General features: G+C 38.5%; 13 protein-coding genes and 2 pseudogenes. 2 read left to right on the forward strand and 13 right to left on the reverse strand.

Annotation, left to right across the window (positions count from 1 at the left end):
• Positions 1-18 precede the first annotated feature (18 nt).
• From mnhG to BscR1v2_RS07400, 6 genes are read right to left on the reverse strand one after another with little or no spacing between them, the layout of a single operon-like run.
• On the reverse strand, positions 19-411 hold the full coding sequence (gene mnhG / locus BscR1v2_RS07375; protein ID WP_078690252.1) for a monovalent cation/H(+) antiporter subunit G: 393 nt from the start codon (positions 409-411) through the stop codon (positions 19-21).
• Positions 408-689 (reverse strand): K+/H+ antiporter subunit F, encoded by a 282-nt coding sequence (locus tag BscR1v2_RS07380; protein WP_078690253.1) that lies wholly within the window; start codon positions 687-689, stop codon positions 408-410. Before BscR1v2_RS07380 ends, mnhG begins: the two co-directional genes overlap by 4 nt.
• On the reverse strand, positions 689-1,171 hold the full coding sequence (locus BscR1v2_RS07385; RefSeq protein WP_078690254.1) for a Na+/H+ antiporter subunit E: 483 nt from the start codon (positions 1,169-1,171) through the stop codon (positions 689-691). The genes BscR1v2_RS07380 and BscR1v2_RS07385 overlap by 1 nt, the downstream gene beginning before the upstream one ends.
• A complete protein-coding gene (locus tag BscR1v2_RS07390) occupies positions 1,168-2,793 on the reverse strand; it encodes a monovalent cation/H+ antiporter subunit D (protein WP_078690255.1) in 1,626 nt (541 codons plus the stop codon). Before BscR1v2_RS07390 ends, BscR1v2_RS07385 begins: the two co-directional genes overlap by 4 nt.
• Positions 2,790-3,131 (reverse strand): Na+/H+ antiporter subunit C, encoded by a 342-nt coding sequence (locus tag BscR1v2_RS07395; protein WP_078690256.1) that lies wholly within the window; start codon positions 3,129-3,131, stop codon positions 2,790-2,792. The genes BscR1v2_RS07390 and BscR1v2_RS07395 overlap by 4 nt, the downstream gene beginning before the upstream one ends.
• Complete coding sequence (locus BscR1v2_RS07400; RefSeq protein ID WP_078690257.1) at positions 3,131-6,052, reverse strand: monovalent cation/H+ antiporter subunit A; 2,922 nt, start codon at positions 6,050-6,052, stop codon at positions 3,131-3,133. Before BscR1v2_RS07400 ends, BscR1v2_RS07395 begins: the two co-directional genes overlap by 1 nt.
• Before the next feature lie 813 nt (positions 6,053-6,865).
• On the opposite strand from BscR1v2_RS07400, the gene nspC reads away from it, so the two are divergent.
• Entirely contained in the window at positions 6,866-7,963 is a 1,098-nt protein-coding gene (gene nspC / locus BscR1v2_RS07405; RefSeq protein ID WP_078690258.1) for a carboxynorspermidine decarboxylase, read from the forward strand.
• A gap of 53 nt (positions 7,964-8,016) precedes the next feature.
• Positions 8,017-9,255, forward strand: a complete 1,239-nt coding sequence (locus tag BscR1v2_RS07410; RefSeq protein ID WP_078690259.1) for a saccharopine dehydrogenase family protein — start codon at positions 8,017-8,019, stop codon at positions 9,253-9,255.
• A 134-nt stretch (positions 9,256-9,389) separates the two neighbouring features.
• Here BscR1v2_RS07410 and lpdA read toward each other — a convergent pair.
• From lpdA to zapE, 7 genes and pseudogenes are all read right to left on the reverse strand, one after another.
• Positions 9,390-10,795, reverse strand: a pseudogene (gene lpdA / locus BscR1v2_RS07415) (dihydrolipoyl dehydrogenase).
• Positions 10,796-10,827: 32 nt separating this feature from the next.
• Entirely contained in the window at positions 10,828-12,033 is a 1,206-nt protein-coding gene (gene odhB, locus BscR1v2_RS07420) for a 2-oxoglutarate dehydrogenase complex dihydrolipoyllysine-residue succinyltransferase (protein WP_078690260.1), read from the reverse strand.
• 33 nt (positions 12,034-12,066) lie between these two features.
• Entirely contained in the window at positions 12,067-15,057 is a 2,991-nt protein-coding gene (locus tag BscR1v2_RS07425) for a 2-oxoglutarate dehydrogenase E1 component (protein ID WP_078690261.1), read from the reverse strand.
• Positions 15,058-15,197: 140 nt separating this feature from the next.
• A complete protein-coding gene (sucD, locus tag BscR1v2_RS07430) occupies positions 15,198-16,100 on the reverse strand; it encodes a succinate--CoA ligase subunit alpha (protein WP_010704443.1) in 903 nt (300 codons plus the stop codon).
• A 69-nt stretch (positions 16,101-16,169) separates the two neighbouring features.
• A pseudogene (sucC, locus tag BscR1v2_RS07435) lies at positions 16,170-17,299 on the reverse strand (ADP-forming succinate--CoA ligase subunit beta); the annotation flags it as partial.
• 83 nt (positions 17,300-17,382) lie between these two features.
• A complete protein-coding gene (gene mdh / locus BscR1v2_RS07440) occupies positions 17,383-18,348 on the reverse strand; it encodes a malate dehydrogenase (RefSeq protein WP_078690346.1) in 966 nt (321 codons plus the stop codon).
• Positions 18,349-18,620: 272 nt separating this feature from the next.
• The gene (zapE, locus tag BscR1v2_RS07445; RefSeq protein WP_078690262.1) at positions 18,621-19,799 is read right to left on the reverse strand and encodes a cell division protein ZapE; all 1,179 of its coding nucleotides are present in this window, start codon (positions 19,797-19,799) and stop codon (positions 18,621-18,623) included.
• Between the last annotated feature and the right edge of the window lie 45 nt (positions 19,800-19,844).

The raw sequence follows: 19,844 nt of genomic DNA on the forward strand, positions 1-19,844 counted from the left end.
TTAAAAGTCACACTGGTTTCAGTGTGATGTTTTATCTTCCAATGTAGGCAGTTCTTCTTCTGTCTCATTTAACAAAAAGGTTGGCGGCTTTTGCAGCCAATCTTCTGAGTGGTCTCGATGCACGGCAGCCTGTGAGAGAAGCATAGTCGTAACAGGTATTGTCACAAGCGTAAAAATTGCTAACAAAGCTTCATGTACAACAAAATGACCATCTACAAATATCGCATAAAGGATCGAAGCAATAACAATACTTCCAGTTCCTAAACTTGCACCCAATGAAGGCATATGGAGACGCTCATAAAAGCAAGAAAAGCGCATAAGCCCTATTGCTCCAATAAGTGTAAGACCAGATCCCAGCACTAAAAAAATAGTAATAATAATAGCAATCCAAAGCGAAACATCACCTTTCATTCAATAATTTCTCCACGCATCAAAAATTTTGCTAAAGCAACACTTGAGATCGGACCTAACAATCCAATCATAAGAGCAACATCAAAATAAATATTTGTCCCTGAACGAATATCAAATATAAGAAATAAAAGAACAGTCGTCATATAAAGAGTATCCAACCCCACAACTCGATCTTGTGCCCTTGGACCATAAATCAATCGAAAAAACGCCAGAATCATCGGCAAACTTAAGAAAATCTGTGAGAGGAAAATTCCCCAATAAAGGATCACCATACTCATTAGAAAATCTCCAAAAGCAATTGTTCATATCGTTGTTTGATCAGCTGTTGATAATCATTTCCATCTGCTAAATTGAGAACATGAATGAGAAGCTCACTATTTTTGCTATTATACGCAATCCAAACAGTACCTGGAATTGCCGAAAAGATACATGCTAAAATAGCTAAAGCTGTACGACTCTTAAGTGCAAGAGGCACAATAATAAAACCAGAATGTTGTTCTTGGTGCTTTTTTGTTAAAATCAACCAAGCCATCATAATATTTGCATAAATAGAATCTACCAACACCCGAAAAACCAACCGAAAAACCGCATTCCAACTTTTAACTGTGATTTTTTCCGGTTCAAGCAGCTGCATCATCCAACCACCAAACAAAGAAATTACACTTCCTAAAAGGAATTGGCCTAAACTGAAACCGTTTAAAATAAGCCACATAAAAACAATCGCACCACTTAAGAAAGGATGAGAAAAAAAGCGCTTCATTGATTCCTCTCAGTGTTTTTGAGAGAAAAATCAAATAAAACACTCTCAATATAATTTTTAGGATCATGCAATGTCTTAGCAGTTTCAGACATATAATGACTCACAGGGCTAGCGATAATTGTCATAATAAAACATAAAGAAAAAAGAGCAGCGATAGGCGCAAATTCAATCACTTGTATACGTGGGACTTTGCCTTCAAAAGGAACCCAAAAAGTTCGAATGCCCATACGTACCATTGCAACCAAAGTTGCAAAACCAGATAAAATAACAAAAACTATAAAAAACCAATCACGTAAAACTGGTACATAAGTAGAAAAATTTCCCTCGTTTGCGTTTAAAATGGCTGTAAACATCATAAATTTTGCAACAAAACCAGAAAAAGGAGGCAATCCAATAATCAAAATTGCACAGATACTAAAACAAGCTCCAAGAACAGCCAACGTTACTGGTAAATAAGTACCAATTTCATCTTCCTTTTCTTCTTCATCCTCACCATACAATTCCATCGTAACAGCCAAAACATTAGTAGCCATATCTCGACTGCGTTCAACCAATTCAACCAAAAGAAAAAAAGCTCCGAGCGCTAAAGTCGAAGAAACAATATAAAAAAGTATACCCGTAGTCAGTGCCACATTACCTGTTCCAATCGCTGTTAACACTGTACCAGAAGACACAAGAATACTGTAAGATGCCAAACGTCTTAAAACTTGGCTGGCTAATACTCCAATAACACCAAAAGTCAGCGTAGCAAGCCCACCATAAAATAAAACCGTATGACCAAAATGAGCCAAATATTCACTTTCAGAACCAAACCATAACAGCGTTAACCGCAAAATAACATAAATGCCCACCTTGCTTAAAATCACAAAAGAAGCACCAATAGGCGCTGCTGCTGCACTATAAGCTGGTACCAACCAAAAATTAAGTGGCCACATGCCAGCTTTGAGCAAAAAAGCAACACCTAAAAATGTTGCACCTACTTTAAATAAAACAATATCTGCATCAGCTATATGTTTTATTTTGATCGCTAAATCAGCCATATTAAGCGTACCAACCACCCCATAAATGAGTGCCGCACCAATTAAGAAAAACAATGAAGCAACAAGGTTAATGACCACATAATGCATACCTGCACGCACCCGTGATTGACCCAAACCATGTAATGCAAGCCCATAAGAGGCGGTTAACATAACTTCAAAAAATACAAATAAATTGAATAAATCACCCGTTAAGAAAGCGCCATTTATCCCCACCATCAAAAACTGCATTAGCGACTGAAAATGAGGGCCCGCTTTACACCAATAAGCTTGTGAAAAAATCAAACCAGCAGCAATTAACACATTTGAAAGCAAAAGCATCATAGCACTTAAGCGATCAAGAACCAAAACAATACCAAAAGGTGAAGGCCAATTGCCAAGCCGATATACATCTGAAGCTGGAGCTATTTCAACAGTACGCATAAGCAAAACAACAGAAATAACAACCAATAAACCTGCGGAAAAAAGGCTAACGCGTGATTTAAGTTGTGAACGACGTTCATCATAAAACAGAAGAATTGCTCCAATGCTTAATGGCACAAGAACAGGTAAAATAAGTAAATGATGCAGCCAAATTTCTGTCATCTTACTTCATGTCCATCAACGTGGTCTGAATTTGTTAAACCGCGTGAAACCAAAAGGATGACTAAAAATAGCGCTGTTGTTGCAAAACCAATCACAATTGCTGTCAAAACTAAAGCCTGAGGTAAAGGATCAACATAATTTGCAGGATTAATCACAATAGAAGGGTCAACAATAGGCGCTGCATTATTGCGTGGTCTGCTCATTGAAAATATAAAAAGGTTAACCCCATAAGAGAGCAACGACAAACCAAGAATAACTTGAAAAGTTCGTGGACGCAAAAGAAGCCAGATGCCTGATCCAATAAAAACACCAATGCCTAAAGAAAGAATAACTTCCATTAACTTTCCTTTTTCTTTGTAATAGATTTCTTACTAATTCGGTAAAAGCGAATTGATTGATGTGCAAGCGCAATTAAAATAAGAACGCTCGCTCCCAAAACCACAGAAAATACGCCAAAATCAAACAACAAAGCAGATGCTATTGGAATATTTTCAATTAAAGGGAGATGAATATATTGAAAAAACGATGTTAAAAAAGGATATCCAAAAAACCAAGAACTTGCCCCAGTTACCACTGATAATAATAAGCCAAAACCAATCCAACGAACAGGTAAAACACGTAAATGGCTTTCCACCCAGCGAATATTAGTAGCAAGATACTGTAGAATAAATCCAACCGCTAAAGTAATACCACCAGCAAACCCACCTCCTGGAAAATCATGCCCACGCATTAATAAATAAACCGCAATAGCGATAATAACAGGAAAAAGCCAATGCATAATAACAGAAGGAATAGTTAAATAATCCGATAAAGTATCTCCAACTTCACGATCAGGTTGCGCTGTATCAAAAGCTGTTTGAATACGTTGCTGAAAAGGCGCATCAACACTTTCAGGAGCAGGGCGAAAACGCCGCAAAAGAGCAAAAACAGTGAGCGAAACGATACCCAAAACAACAATTTCTCCCATTGTATCAAAGCCACGAAAATCAACTAATAACACATTCACAACATTGCGACCACCAGCCTCAGAATAAGCGTGAGTAAGAAAAAAATCAGAAATTGTTACCCCTTGGGGGCGCGTCATTATCGCAAATGATAACCACGCCATACCTGCTCCTCCTACAAACGCTATGATAAAATCGCTCATACGGCGCAAACGCACAACAAAACCAACAGGCAGTGGATCAGGATCATATAAACGCTTAGGCAACCACCGCAAACCAAGAAGTAAAAGAATTGCCGTTACAACTTCAACAACCAATTGTGTCAGCGCCAAATCGGGTGCAGAAAGCCATAAAAAAGACGCACAGGTCATCAAACCAGCGCCACCTAAAAGCATCAATGATGCAAAACGATGAAATTTTGCATACAAAGCAACTAAAAGAGCACAAACCCCACCAATCAGCCAAATGGCTATGAAAGGTAAATCAAGTGGAAAAAGCAATAATGGACCAGCTGAAATCAAACCATCATGCCATAATAAAAAACCAACAAACGCAAAACAAACCAAAAGCACCCAATGCAATTGAACTTGTAAACGACGTGTTGACAAAAGAGCTTCTGCTGCACGCGCCCATTTCCAAGAAATCATCATGAGAATTCGTTTTAAAATACGCTGCCTCTTTAAATAACGAAAAAAAGGAGGACCTTCATCACAAGATAGAAAATAACGACGCCCTAAAATATAAAGCAGTACTCCTCCTGATAAAGCGACCAAACTCATGATCAAAGGAGTATTAAAGCCATGCCAAACAGATAAACTATAAGAAACTCTCGCAGGCCCTAAAACAGCTATAACCGCATTATCTAAAATGAATCCCATTGTTAAATTAGGAAAAATACCAACTGCCAAACAAATAAAAACCAAAAACTCTATCGGAAAGCGCATAAAACGTGGTGGTTCATGCAGTATTTTGGGTAAATTGACAGGTTTTGGCCCAAAAAAGACACCATGAATAAAACGTATAGAATAAGTCACGCTAAACAGGCTAGCAAGTGTTGCCACGTAAGGCGCAATCCAATCCAACCACGATTCCATATGTGTTTCAACCGCTTGTGCAAAAAACATCTCTTTTGATAAAAAACCATTCAACAAAGGAACACCAGCCATAGCCGCACCCGCGACTAAAGCAAGAGTTCCTGTAATAGGCATATAACGAAAAAGACCTGTTAATTTGCGTATGTCACGCGTTCCTGTTTCATGATCAACAATACCGGCCGCCATAAATAAAGACGCTTTAAAGGTAGCATGATTAACAATATGAAAAATTGCCGCAACACATGCAAGTGGACTGCCAAGACTTAAAAGTGTTGTAATTAAACCAAGATGACTAATAGTTGAATAAGCAAGAAGACCTTTCAAATCTTGCTGAAATATTGAAAAATAAGCCCCAAGGAGCAATGTTGTGAGACCTGCAAAACCTACTAGAAAAAACCAAGATTCTGTTCCCGATAAAACTGGCCATAAACGAATAAACAAAAACAACCCAGCTTTTACCATTGTCGCTGAATGCAAATAAGATGATACAGGCGTTGGAGCAGCCATGGCTTTTGGCAGCCAAAAATGAAAGGGAAACTGTGCACTCTTTGTTAACCCTCCCAATAAAATGCAAATAAGCACGGGTGTATAAAGAGAATTCGACCGGATGAGATTCCCAGATTGCAAGACCTCATCTAAATCAAAACTGCCAACAATATGACCAATGAGTAAAACTCCCAAAAGTAGCGCAAATCCCCCAAAACCCGTAACGATTAAAGCCATACGGGCCCCATCACGCGCACTAGCATTATGATACCAATAACCAATCAATAAAAAGGAAAAAATGCTGGTCAATTCCCAGAAAATGACTAAAAAGACGAGATTTCCTGACAAGATCACCCCTGTCATTGATCCCATGAAAGCTAGAAAAAAAGAAAAAAACCGTGGAACCGGATCTGCCGGGTTCATATAATAACGTGCATAAACAACAACAAGCAGGCCTATCCCCGTAATTAAAAGGCAAAAAAGCCACGATAAACCATCCATGCGCAAAGTTAAATTAACACCCCACTCAGGTAACCAAGCAATATCTAAACGTACTACATGATTTCCATAAAGCGTTGGGTAAAGTATCAGTGTGAAAAGAAGGCTAAAAAACGCTATTGCCCCAGCAAACCATGCTTCGTTATTTTTGGCAGTTGAACCAAAAAAACCGATGATAGCGCTACCACCAAGGGGAAGCAAAACTAGCAATATCAACATTGCTTCCCGTATTGTCATTATCCAAGTTCCACCCTATCTTTAACGCTTTGGTATTGGTAAAATAAAAACTTCTTTATTTCACAATTATGATAATAAAATTTAAACAAAATTAAAAAAACGTCGCAAATTTTCAGAAAATAACTGCTTTTTGAAAGAAAACTATACACACCACACCACCTTAGCCTCTTGCGACTTTTTAAAAAGCATTTACCCATAAAGCTGACGATACAATAAAATTGACGACACAATGAATAATTATGATTATTTGGATCATAAATGATCAAAACAAAAATCATATATATCTTAAGGGCTGTAATCTTCTTTTTTCAAAAAAGATCATAAATCTTTCTTTGAATTAATAATGCCTTTATAGCCGCTTATTTAACACTTGAATGTGCAAACACAACAAATATCATGCCAAAATATTATCACTTATCACTACATTTATAATAACAACACTGATAATGACGATAAGCTTAAAATTCTTGAGCTCCTAACATCTTGTAACTGTTAAAATCTCTAGAGGAAAATAGCTAATGAAACTTTCCCATTTCAATATCGTTTTTATGCTAAATCAGCAGCATTTTTTGTTATTATGAAAACACTTATCATAGATATAGAAGGTTTTAAAAATAGTACAAATTTTAAAAGCAATGCATGTAGTACAAATCTCAAAATAACTTAAAACAATATGAGATAACAGATCGTCTTTTTATAGCTAGATATAGCAGATTTTCCTTTATGATACTTTTTCTCTTGAGACATCCTATTTCTATAGGTACTAAACATCGGTAGAAATAATAAGATTCTTCAAAAGAGAATGGATGAGCAATGATTAAAACACCTTATTATCTTATAGATAAATCCAAACTCATAAAGAATATGGAAATTATTGCTCGTTTACGAGAAATGTCGGGAATAAAAGTCTTGCTGGCTTTGAAATGTTTTGCAACATGGAGTGTATTTGATTTCATGTCTGAATATATGGATGGAAGTACCTCATCATCTCTTTATGAATTACGCTTAGGAAGAGAAAAATTTGGAAAAGAAACCCACGCCTATTCGGTTGCTTGGGCAGATGATGAAATTGATGAAGTATGTACTTATGCAGACAAAATTATCTTTAATTCAATTCAGCAACTCCAACGTTTTGCGAGCACTACCAAAACTATTCAACGAGGATTAAGGCTAAATCCAGGTATTAGTGCATCAAATTTTGATCTTGCAAATCCCTCTCGCCCTTTTAGCCGTTTGGGTGAAACCAATCAAAGTGCGATCGAAGAAGTCTTACCCCTTATAAATGGCTTAATGATCCACAATAATTGTGAAAATGCTGATTTTAATCTCTTCAACCAAATGCTTAATCATATTGAAGAAAAATTTAAAAAACTCTTCATCGCTGTTGACTGGATTAGCCTTGGTGGTGGAATTCATTTTACTGGCAATAATTATCCTCTAGAAGCTCTTGCAGAACGTTTAAAACGCTTTTCTCAAACTTACAATGTAACCGTTTTTCTGGAACCAGGGGAAGCTGCTATCACAAAAAGTACTACATTAGAAGTTAGTGTTCTGGATACACTGTATAATGAAAAAAACCTCGCTATTGTTGATAGCTCAATTGAAGCACATATGCTTGATCTTCTCATTTATCGTGAAAATGCAAAATTAGAACCAAATCAAGGATCACATGAAATCATGGTTTGTGGAAAGTCTTGTCTTGCTGGCGATATTTTTGGAACATTCCAATTTCCTGAATTACTTAAAATAGGCGACAGACTGTCTTTCCAAGATGCCGCAGGCTATACAATGGTTAAGAAAAACTGGTTTAATGGCGTTGCGATGCCAGCCATTGTTATTAAAGAATGCAATGGAAATCTAACCATTCAACGTCAATTCAACTATAATGACTATAAAAACAGTCTTTCATAATCAAAATAATATATAAAAATTATGCAGCGATATTAAAAAGGAGACCAACTACAATGAAAAAAAATGTTCTCATTATTGGTGCTGGCGGTGTTGCACAAGTTGTCGCGCATAAATGCGCTCAAAATAACGATATACTTGGAGAAATTCATATCGCTTCACGAACACTCAAAAAATGTGAGGCCATAATTGCTTCCATTAAAGATAAAAAAGCAATGAAAGTAGCAGGTGTTCTTAAAAGCCATATGCTTAATGCAATGAACATCGAAGAAACTGTAAAGCTTATTCAACAGACCAAATGTGAGATTGTTATCAATGTTGGTTCTCCTTTTTTGAATATGTCTGTTCTTTCAGCCTGTATCAAAACAAAATGCGCTTATATTGATACCGCGATTCATGAAGACCCTTTAAAAATTTGTGAAACACCACCTTGGTATAACAATTACGAATGGCCCAGACGTAAAGAATGTGAACAAGCAGGTATAACGGCTATTTTAGGTGCAGGTTTCGACCCTGGTGTTGTTAATGCTTATGCAGCGTTAGCACATGATACTTATTTTGATACAATTTCTGACATTGATATTATTGATATCAATGCCGGAAAGCATGGACGTTGGTTTGCAACCAATTTTGATCCAGAAATCAATTTTCGAGAATTTACAGGGCAAGTATGGTCATGGCAAAATAAAAAGTGGGTTTCCAATCAAATGTTTGAAATCAACCATGAATGGGATTTACCAGTTGTTGGAAAACAAAAGGCTTACATGACAGGGCATGATGAAATTCATTCGTTATCCAAAAATCTCGATGTCCAAAATATCCGCTTTTGGATGGGTTTTAGTGAACTTTATATTACTGTTTTTACCGTCTTAAAAAACCTTGGACTTTTATCAGAACAAGTTATTAAAACAGCAGAAGGCCAGGAAGTTGTTCCTTTGAAAGTCGTAAAAGCTGTCTTACCTGACCCAGCTTCTCTAGCGCCAAACTATACAGGAAAAACCTGTATTGGAGACTTCATTAAAGGCATAAAAAACGGAAGCCCAAGAGAAGTTTTTATCTATAATATAGCTGATCATAAACAAGCTTTCAATGAAACAGGCGCACAAGGGATTTCCTATACAGCCGGTGTACCTGCAGCAGCTGCTGCCATTCTTATCGCCACAGGAATATGGGATGTGAAAACCATGGTTAATGTAGAAGAACTACCACCACTCCCCTTCCTTAAACAACTTGATCATATGGGGCTTCCGACCTGTATAAGAGAAAAACAAGAAGATAAACAATTACAATTTTAATCCATCAATATGCTAAAATATAAAAAACCGCCCCTTTTTTAAAGAGGCGGTTAATAAAACCACAAAGATATAGATTAATCTGTAAAACAGATGTCTCTTTCAAGAGACATCATAAAACTTTTTTAAAAATTTTCTTAAGTATGAAGTGGCTTAGAAAATGTTGCTAAAGCTGCTTCTCGTACCGCTTCTGATAAAGTGGGGTGTGCATGGCAACAACGGCTCAAATCTTCTGATGAGCCACCAAATTCCATCAAAACCGCAATTTCATGAATCATCTCACCTGCACCAAATCCGAGAATGTGCCCACCCAATACTCGGTCTGTCTTTTTATCAGCAAGAATCTTAACAAAACCATCACTTTTTTGCATCGCGCGTGCACGTCCATTAGCCATAAAAGGAAATTTCCCAACATTATAGTTAATGCCGGCAGCTTTAAGCTCTTCTTCTGTCTTACCTACACTGGCAATTTCTGGTTGCGTATAAACAACACCAGGAATAACATCAAAATTAACATGACCTTTTTGACCAGCCAAAATTTCAGCCACAGCGATGCCCTCTTCCTCAGCTTTGTGCGCTAACATCGGGCCTTTAATGACATCACCAATTGCATAAATTCCTGGAATATTGGTTTGCCAATGCTGATCAGTTACAACACAACCACGCTCATCTAATTGAACACCCACCTCTGCTAAACCAAGACCTTCAACATACGGATGACGTCCAGTTGCAATCAAAACAACATCTGCTTCCAAAACTTCTTCTGTACCACCTTTAACAGGCTCAAAAACCACCTTAGCAGCTGATTTAGATTTAGTAACAGCTTTAACTTTTGCACCAAGTTTATATTCAATTCCTTGTTTTTCCATCAATTTTTGGAACTGACGCGAAATTTCACCATCCATTGATCCTAAAACTTTATCAAGAAATTCAACAACAGTAACCTTTGCACCCAAACGGCTCCACACTGAACCAAGTTCTGAGCCAATAACACCTGCGCCCACAACAACCATACGTGTTGGAACTTTTTCAAGCGCAAGTGCTCCTGTGGAAGATACAATAACCTTTTCATCAATTTCAACATTGACACCTGGAATACTCGAGCTATCTGAACCTGTAGCAATAACAATATTTTTGTTGCAATTGTTTGTTGGCTACCATCCTTAGCGGTAATCTCAATTTGGCCTGCATTTAAAATCTTTGCTGTACCAAAAAAAGTATCAATTTTATTTTTCTTCATCAAAAAAGAAATACCACTCGTATTAGCCGTTATAACGGTTTCTTTATGCTCCATCATCTTTTTAAGATTAAGCTTAGGTTTGGAGACAGAAACACCAAGTTCTTCAAAACCATGCTGCGTTTCAGCAAACACCTCCGAAGCATGCAACAATGCCTTAGAAGGGATACAACCAACATTGAGACAGGTACCACCCAATGTCGCACGTTTTTCAACAATCGCGACTTTAAGACCTAATTGTGCTGCTTTAATCGCTGCAACATAACCACCTGGGCCCGCTCCAATCACAACAACATCATAAGACATTCGTTTTTCCTTTCATCCCCAAAACTGCACTTCTACAAATCAAGAACAAGACGCTCCGGATCTTCTAAACTTTCCTTGACACGTACAAGGAAAGTTACAGCCTCTTGCCCATCGACAATACGGTGATCATAAGAAAGCGCTAAATACATCATTGGGCGGATCACAACTTGCCCTCCAACAACCATTGCACGTTCTTTAATCGCATGCATCCCTAAAATACCAGACTGTGGTGCATTTAAAATTGGCGTCGACATTAATGACCCATAAACACCACCATTGGTAATAGTGAATGTTCCACCCTGCATATCAGAAACCGCCAATTTTCCCTCACGAGCAAGGCGCCCTAAACGACCAATTTCTTTTTCAATCTCTGAAATTGACATTTGGTCTGCGTCACGAACAACCGGAACAACAAGCCCTTTATCTGTTCCAACCGCAATTCCAGCATTGACATAGTTTTTATAAACAATATCCGTCCCATCAATCTCAGCATTAACTGCAGGAAGTTCTTTTAATGCATGGCAAACAGCTTTGGTAAAAAAGCCCATAAAGCCAAGCTTAACATTGTGTTTCTTTTCAAAAAGATCTTTATAACGCTTACGCAAATCCATTACTGCAGACATATCAACTTCATTAAATGTCGTTAACATAGCTGCTGTATTTTGTGCATCCTTAAGACGACGAGCAATCGTTTGACGTAATTTTGTCATACGAACGCGCTCTTCACGCATTTCATTAGATGAAGATGAAGAAACCGGCACAGAAGCACCTGCTCCTGTTTTTTGCGTTAACGCATCAAGAACATCTCCTTTGAGAATCTGTCCGCGTTTGCCAGAACCTGAAATTTTATCTTTTTCAATATTATTTTCAGCCATCAACTTTGCTGCTGAAGGAGCAGGAGGCATTGCACCACCACCCAAAGAAGATGATGCTGGTCCAGATGCTGCAGCCGGACTTGGTGCAGAAAGAGAAGATGCAGACGATGACGAAGCACCAGCAGCTCCCGCTTCAATCAACCCTAAAAGAGCATTCACTTCAACTGTATCACCTTCTTTTGCAAGAATTTCTGATAATTTCCCTGCAACAGGTGCAGGAACTTCAACCGTTACTTTATCAGTTTCCAATTCAACCAAAGGCTCATCTACAGCAACGGCTTCACCACACTGTTTAAACCATTTGCCAATTGTTGCTTCAGTAACCGATTCGCCCAAAGTAGGAACACGGATTTCACTAGCCATAATATTTTTCCATACGTCAGAGTAATAATTAAGTTAAGAACCCAACGCGTCTTCAAGAAACGCGGCAAGTTGTTCAAGATGTTTAGACATTAATCCAGCAGCTGGCGATGCACTCGCAGGGCGCCCAGTATAACGCGCACGTGAATATTTTGCATTAATACGGGTCAAAACCTGTTCTAAGTAAGGCTCAATAAACGACCACGCTCCCATATTTTTGGGTTCTTCCTGGCACCAAACAATTTCAGCTTGTAAAAAGCGTGACAGCACATCCGCTAAAGCTTTTGCTGGAAAAGGATAAAGCTGCTCAACACGAAGCAAATAAACATTATCAATTCCCCTTTTTTCACGCTCCTCATAAAGATCATAATAAACCTTACCCGTACAAAGAACAACACGGCGGATCTTATCATCTTTTTGTAATTTAATCGCAGAATCTTTAAGACATTGCGCATCATCAAGCAATAAATGGTGGAAATTCGTTTTTGGCCCCATTTCGCTTAAAGAAGAAACCGCCCGTTTATGACGCAAAAGTGATTTAGGCGTCATCAAAATCAATGGTTTCCGGAAATCGCGTTTAATTTGTCTCCGTAAAATATGAAAATAATTTGCAGGAGTTGTACAATTAGCGACCTGCATATTATCTTCTGCACAAAGTTGAAGATAACGCTCCAAACGTGCCGAAGAGTGCTCTGGCCCTTGCCCCTCAAAACCATGAGGTAACAAACAGACAAGACCAGACATACGAAGCCATTTATGCTCTGCAGATGAAATAAATTGATCAAAAATGACCTGTGCACCATTAGCAAAATCACCAAATTGTGCTTCCCAAAGCGTTAAACCACGTGGTTCAGCAAGTGAATATCCATACTCAAAACCAAGAACCGCTTCCTCAGAGAGCATGGAATTTACAACTTCATAAAGTGCTTGCTCTTTTTGTAAATTATTCAAAGGAATATAACGTGTTTCATTTTCTTGGTCATAAAGAACTGAATGACGTTGCGAAAAGGTCCCACGTTCAACATCTTCACCAGAAAGACGAATTGGTGTTCCCTCTAAACAAAGTGAACCAAAAGCTAAAGCCTCAGCTGTTGCCCAATCAATTCCTTCACCGGTCTCAAACATTTTAGCACGATTGTTTAAAAAACGCTGAATAGTTTTATGGACATGAAAACTTGATGGAACCTCGACAAGCTTTTGCCCAATTTCCTTTAAAGTTTTCAACTCAACGCCTGTTGCACCACAACACTGTTCTTCAGCATCACTAGCTGCCTTCAAGCCTGACCAATTTCCATCAAGCCAATCAGCTTTATCGGGGTTATAAGAAGCACCTGCTTCAAATTCAATTTCAAGCTTATCGCGCCATTCTTTCTTTTGGCGCTCAATTTCTTCTAAACCAACAACTCCTTGTGCTACCAACTGGTCACTGTAAAGTTGAACTGTCGTCTTGTGGTTACGAATTGCTTTATACATAAGAGGTTGCGTAAAAGAAGGTTCATCGCCTTCATTGTGTCCATAACGGCGATAACAGAACATATCAATCACCACCGGCTTATGAAAAGTTTGACGGAACTCTGTTGCTATTTTTGCTGCAAAAACAACCGCTTCAGGATCATCACCATTCACATGAAAAATTGGCGCACCAATCATCTTCGCAATATCCGATGAATAAGATGAAGAGCGTGAAAAGCGCGGATTAGTTGTAAATCCAATCTGATTATTGACAATTACATGGATAGAGCCCGCAACACTATAACCTTTTAAACCTGAAAGACCAAAAGTTTCCTGAAGAACGCCTTGCCCCGCAAAAGCTGCATCACCATGAATTAACACAGGCATTACTTTTGAACGCTCACTTAATGGAATAACATCAGTGCGTGCAGGGCCAACAAGTTGATCTTGTTTAGCACGCGCTTTTCCAATAACAACCGGATCAATAATTTCAAGATGAGATGGATTAGGTAAAAGCGATAAATGAACTTTTTGACCATTAATTTCACGGTCAGCTGAAGCTCCTAAGTGATATTTTACATCACCCGATCCTGCCACATCATCAGGCTTATAAGAACCACCTTTAAATTCATGAAAAATAGCCCGGTGCGGTTTTGCCAGAACTTGTGAAAGAACATTTAAACGGCCACGGTGAGCCATTCCAACAAGAATCTCTTGCACACCTAAAGCATTTCCACACTTAATAATTTGTTCAAGAGCAGGAATAAGCGCCTCACCACCATCAAGACCAAAACGCTTTGCGCCTTTATATTTTGTATCCAAAAACTGTTCAAAACCTTCTGCTTCTATAAGCTTGTTGAGAATAGCTTTTTTATCTTCCTGTGTGAAAGCAGTCTGCTTACCTGATCCTTCAATACGCTCTTGAATCCACACTCTTTGAGCGGGATCAGAAATATGCATATATTCTGCACCAATTGTTGAACAATAAACACGGTTAAGAATCTCAAGCATTTGTGGAATGGTTGCGTATTCTAACCCTAACACATTATCAATAAAAATCGGGCGTTCATAATCTGCAGAACTAAAACCATAAGTTTCTGGAGACAGTTCTTTATAATCCTCAGGTTTTTCTGCCAACTGGAGCGGATCAAGCCGCGCACGAAGATGCCCATATGTCCGATAAGCACGGATCATCATAAGCGCTTGAATAGAATCTCGAGTTGCTTGAACAATATCTTGTTTGCTAGAAGCCGCCCCTTTTTGCACAGCGGCTTTTGCCTTTAACTTATCACCTAAATACTTTTCAAAGGCAGACCAATCACCATCTAAAGCACAAACCAATTCTCCACTTGCCTTTAACGGCCAATGGTCACGCTGCCATGTTGCCCCTTCAGCATTTTTAAGAACATCTTCTTTACTGTCTTGAAAACTCTCAAAAAAAGCACGCCATTGCTCATCCACATTCGTGGGATTTTTTTCGTATTCGGCATAAAGCTGATCTATATAATCTGCATTCCCACCATACAGAAACGACGTTTGCGCAAAAAGACCATTTATCTCATTCTGCCTTGTCATATATCTTCCCGGAACATCTCGTTCCGTCTCCTTAATATACCCACATTACTTTTAACTAAGAGTCGGGACATTGTAAAAAAAATTTTTACTTTTTGGTTTATCTGGATGAATACAAAGACTCACCCAGATAAAACCTTCTTTTATCCCTTCAAAACTGAAACCAAAGTCTTACCAATTTGTGACGGTGAAGGAGAAACACGAATTCCAGCAGATTCCATTGCAGAAATCTTATCTTCTGCACCACCTTTACCACCAGAAATCACCGCTCCAGCATGCCCCATTGTACGCCCTGGAGGGGCTGTACGACCAGCAATAAAACCAACCATCGGTTTTTTACGGCCTTTTTTGGCTTCGTCTTTGATAAATTGTGCCGCTTCTTCTTCAGCGGAACCACCAATTTCTCCGATCATAACAATAGACTCGGTTTCATCATCAGCCAAAAACATTTCCAATACATCGATAAATTCAGTCCCCTTAACAGGATCACCTCCAATACCAATAGCAGTTGTCTGCCCAAGATCTTCACGACTCGTTTGAAACACTGCTTCATAGGTTAAAGTTCCCGACCGTGAAACAATACCAACAGAACCCTTCTTAAAAATAGAACCGGGCATAATACCAATCTTACATTCATTAGGCGTGAGAATACCAGGACAATTAGGGCCAATTAAGCGTGATTGTGATTGTTCTAATTTAGCCTTAACTTCAACCATATCCATAACCGGTATGCCTTCTGTAATACAGACAATTAAACCGATCTCAGCCTCTATAGCCTCTATAATAGCTGCTGCAGCACCTGCAGGTGGCACATAAATAACAGAAGCATCAGCACCCGTTTTTTCTTTACCCTCTGCAACACTGGCAAAAATAGGGAGAGTTTCTCCTTTTGACCCTTCCCACGTTTCACCCCCTTTTTTAGGGTTAATACCGCCAACCATTTGCGTACCATGATAAGCAAGTGCCTGTTCTGTGTGAAACGTTCCCGTTTTCCCTGTAAGCCCTTGAACTAAAACTTTTGTATTTTTATTGACAAGAATCGACATAACTTAAGCTTCCTTCACGGCTGTAACAATTTTCTGAGCAGCATCATCTAAATCATCAGCAGAAATAACATTCAAACCACTATTATCGATAATTTCTTTACCGCGCTCAACATTGGTGCCTTCAAGACGAACAACTAAAGGAACTTTCAAACCAACATCCTTAACAGCAGCAACGACACCTTCAGCAATAACATCACAACGCATAATTCCACCAAAAATATTGACCAAAATGCCTTTAACATTCGGATCAGCGGTAATAATTTTAAAAGCAGAAGTAACCTTTTCTTTTGAAGCACCACCACCAACATCAAGGAAATTGGCTGGCTCAGCTCCATAAAGCTTGATGATATCCATCGTTGCCATAGCAAGACCCGCACCATTTACCATGCAGCCAATCGTACCATCAAGAGCGATATAAGCAAGGTCATGTTTCGATGCTTCGATCTCTTTTGGATCCTCTTCTGAAATATCACGTAACTCTAAAATATCTGGATGACGAAACAAAGCATTATTATCAAAAGAAACTTTCGCATCAAGAACGCGCAAATGACCATCTTTCATAACAATAAGCGGATTGATTTCAAGAAGACTCATATCCTTTTCACAAAAAGCTTTATAAAGAATAGGAAAGAGTTTTTCGCCATCTTCACGCGCACTATCACGCAAATCTAATGCATCACAAAGCTTTGTACAATCTACAGAGGTAACACCCTTTGCACTCTCAATAGGAAGAGTGAGTATCTTTTCGGGTGTTTCTTCAGCAACCGTCTCAATGTCCATGCCCCTTCTGTTGACACGACAAAAACAACCTGACCAACCGTACGATCAACTAAAAGTGAAAGGTAAAGCTCTCTTTCAATGTCAGCACCATCTTCAATATAAAGGCGGTTAACCTGCTTACCTTCTGCACCTGTTTGTTTGGTTACTAAAGTTTTACCAAGCATTTCTTTTACATTAGCAACAACTTCTTCAACCGATTGTGCAAGCCGAACACCACCCTTTGCGTCAGGGCCAAGTTCTTTGAACTTCCCTTTACCACGACCTCCAGCGTGAATTTGACTTTTTACCACGTAAAGTGGTCCCGGTAATTTTTTCGCCCACTTTTCAGCTTGTTCTACAGAATAAACAGCCACACCGTTTGCAATTGGTGCACCATATTCGTGAAGTATACGTTTGGCTTGATACTCATGAATATTCATTCGTTTTCCCTTTTCTTTTATGGACCACTAAATCAACTCTCAAACACTTAAAGCATCTTATTATTTAAGCGTAGAATTGAGCTTTATTTTTTAAGATTAGGCGCAATAGAAACGCAAGCCTCACAGAGCCTTTGCACTGCGTCGACTGACTTTTCGAAAGCATCTTTTTCATCCCTATTAAGATCAATTTCAACCACTCTTTCAACACCACCAGCACCAACAACAACAGGAACACCAACATACATATCTTTGATGCCATATTCACCTGAAAGATAAGCAGCAACAGGAACAACACGCTTAGTATCTTTCAAATAAGCTTCAGCCATAGAAACGGCAGAAGAAGCTGGTGCATAAAAAGCAGAACCTGTTTTGAGCAAACTTACAATTTCCGCACCACCATCACGCGTACGTTGAACAATTTGATCAAGTTTTTCTTGAGTTGTCCAACCCATCTTAACAAGATCAGGCAAAGGAATACCACCAACAGTTGAATAGCGCACCAAAGGCACCATCGAATCACCATGCCCCCCTAAAACAAACGCTGTTATATCTTTAACAGAAACGTTAAATTCTTCAGACAAGAAATAACGAAACCGCGCCGAATCAAGAACACCGGCCATACCAACAACTTTTTGCACCGGAAGACCTGAAAATTTCTGTAACGCCCAAACCATCACATCAAGAGGATTTGTAATACAGATAACAAACGCTGAAGGTGCATATTTTTTAATTCCTGCACCAACCTGTTCCATAACTTTTAGATTAATCCCTAAAAGGTCATCACGACTCATACCAGGCTTGCGCGCAACACCTGCAGTTACAATAATAACATCAGCTCCTTCAATTGCCTCATAAGCATTAGAACCTGTTAAATTGACATCAAAACCATCAACCGGTGAAGATTCAGCTATATCGAGAGCTTTACCCTGCGGCATTCCCTCCATAATATCAAACAAGACGACATCACCAAGTTCTTTAAGCCCAATCATATGTGCTAAAGTACCCCCAATCATACCGGAGCCAATAAGAGCTATTTTCTTTCGTGCCATTTTTTCTTTCTCAATTTTTATCAGATAACTAAGCGCAAAATTCTCAGCGCCAATAAGATTGAATATTTCCCCTAAATTTATCAAAAATGGGAAAGTATGAAATTAATCACATTTCTCTCTTCATTGACATAAAATCCCTCTATAAATCAAAAATTAGAAATTTACTGCATTTACCGATAAGATGAATCTTAAAAAAATACAATAGATTATTACAATACTTTTAAATTCAAAGAACTATTATTTTTATAGTTTATCTAAAGACAAAGTAATAATCATTTTATTTTATCCAAAAACTGTTTTTTCCAAATATCTAGATAGTCTTGGCTTTGCATTTCAAAAAGACGTGATTGTATTCTTTGAAACTCAAATGTTTCTGTTGTTTGCCAGTACCCTTGATATAAATCTTCAAGCCCTGCTGCCATTGACATAAACAGTCTTATGTGGCGTTCATAAAGGGTATCAATAAGCAAAATAAACCGTTTTGTTTCATTACGATGTGTATCATCCATCACCGGAACATTATCAATAAAAACTGTATGATAACGCTCTCCTAACGCTAAATACTCAGCTGCTGCCAAAGGCTTTGCACACAGATCTTGATAATCAAAGCGCACACACCCTGCACCAGAACGTGCAATATGAATAAAGCGCCCCCTTACAGATAGAGTATCAGACATTTCTTTTTGACCCTGCAGCACAAACTCCCATGCCTGATTCATGCTTGCATCTGCCGCAGGCCCTAACGGTGTTACATACACATGGTGTAGATCTGACTTTTCAAGACGATAATCTGTTTTTGCATCAAGATTAACAACGTTAACATGGGTCTTTAAAATTTGAATAAAAGGCAAAAAAAGCTCTCGATTCAAACCATTACGATAAAGATCATCAGGAGCAACATTCGAAGTGGCAACGAAAATAACCCCATGATCAAACAAAGCCGTAATAAGGCGGTAGAGTACCATAGCATCTGCAATATCTGTTACACTAAATTCATCAAAACAAAGCACGCGCGCTTCTTGTGCAAGATCTTTTGCAACAGCTAAAATAGGATCATCTTGTTTAGTTTTTGTGCCTTTAAGCATCTGACGATGTATTTTGATACGTTCATGGACATCAGCCATAAAATCATTGAAATGGGCGCGTTTTTTACTGCCTTGCGGTAAACAAGAGAAAAACAAATCCATTAACATGGTTTTGCCACGCCCTACTTCACCATAAATATATAGCCCCTGAATACGACCATGATTATCATTTTGTTCTAAAACACGTAAACAGGGTTGTTTTTTTCTTTTAAAGCGACGCCAAAATGCCCAAGACTGAAAAGTATTTTGTGCCAAAATTTCCTGCAGCAAACAATCAAAATATTTTATTAAAGCTAATTGAGCTGGATCCGAATTAATTTCTCCTTTGGAAACTAAACTTTCATAGCGCGTCGAAACTAAAACCATCCAAGCATCCCCTTTGCAAATCATTTTCAGTAAAAGAAAAATCCA

Origin of the sequence: Bartonella schoenbuchensis R1 (assembly GCF_002022685.1) — a bacterium.
Taxonomy (GTDB): Bacteria; Pseudomonadota; Alphaproteobacteria; order Rhizobiales; family Rhizobiaceae; genus Bartonella; species Bartonella schoenbuchensis.

Coding starts and splice junctions, on each gene's coding strand:
- mnhG (WP_078690252.1), bottom strand. CDS start 411: ATGAAAGGTGATGTTTCGCTTTGGATTGCTATTATTATTACTATTTTT.
- BscR1v2_RS07380 (WP_078690253.1), bottom strand. CDS start 689: ATGAGTATGGTGATCCTTTATTGGGGAATTTTCCTCTCACAGATTTTC.
- BscR1v2_RS07385 (WP_078690254.1), bottom strand. CDS start 1,171: ATGAAGCGCTTTTTTTCTCATCCTTTCTTAAGTGGTGCGATTGTTTTT.
- BscR1v2_RS07390 (WP_078690255.1), bottom strand. CDS start 2,793: ATGACAGAAATTTGGCTGCATCATTTACTTATTTTACCTGTTCTTGTG.
- BscR1v2_RS07395 (WP_078690256.1), bottom strand. CDS start 3,131: ATGGAAGTTATTCTTTCTTTAGGCATTGGTGTTTTTATTGGATCAGGC.
- BscR1v2_RS07400 (WP_078690257.1), bottom strand. CDS start 6,052: ATGACAATACGGGAAGCAATGTTGATATTGCTAGTTTTGCTTCCCCTT.
- nspC (WP_078690258.1), top strand. CDS start 6,866: ATGATTAAAACACCTTATTATCTTATAGATAAATCCAAACTCATAAAG.
- BscR1v2_RS07410 (WP_078690259.1), top strand. CDS start 8,017: ATGAAAAAAAATGTTCTCATTATTGGTGCTGGCGGTGTTGCACAAGTT.
- odhB (WP_078690260.1), bottom strand. CDS start 12,033: ATGGCTAGTGAAATCCGTGTTCCTACTTTGGGCGAATCGGTTACTGAA.
- BscR1v2_RS07425 (WP_078690261.1), bottom strand. CDS start 15,057: ATGACAAGGCAGAATGAGATAAATGGTCTTTTTGCGCAAACGTCGTTT.
- sucD (WP_010704443.1), bottom strand. CDS start 16,100: ATGTCGATTCTTGTCAATAAAAATACAAAAGTTTTAGTTCAAGGGCTT.
- mdh (WP_078690346.1), bottom strand. CDS start 18,348: ATGGCACGAAAGAAAATAGCTCTTATTGGCTCCGGTATGATTGGGGGT.
- zapE (WP_078690262.1), bottom strand. CDS start 19,799: ATGGTTTTAGTTTCGACGCGCTATGAAAGTTTAGTTTCCAAAGGAGAA.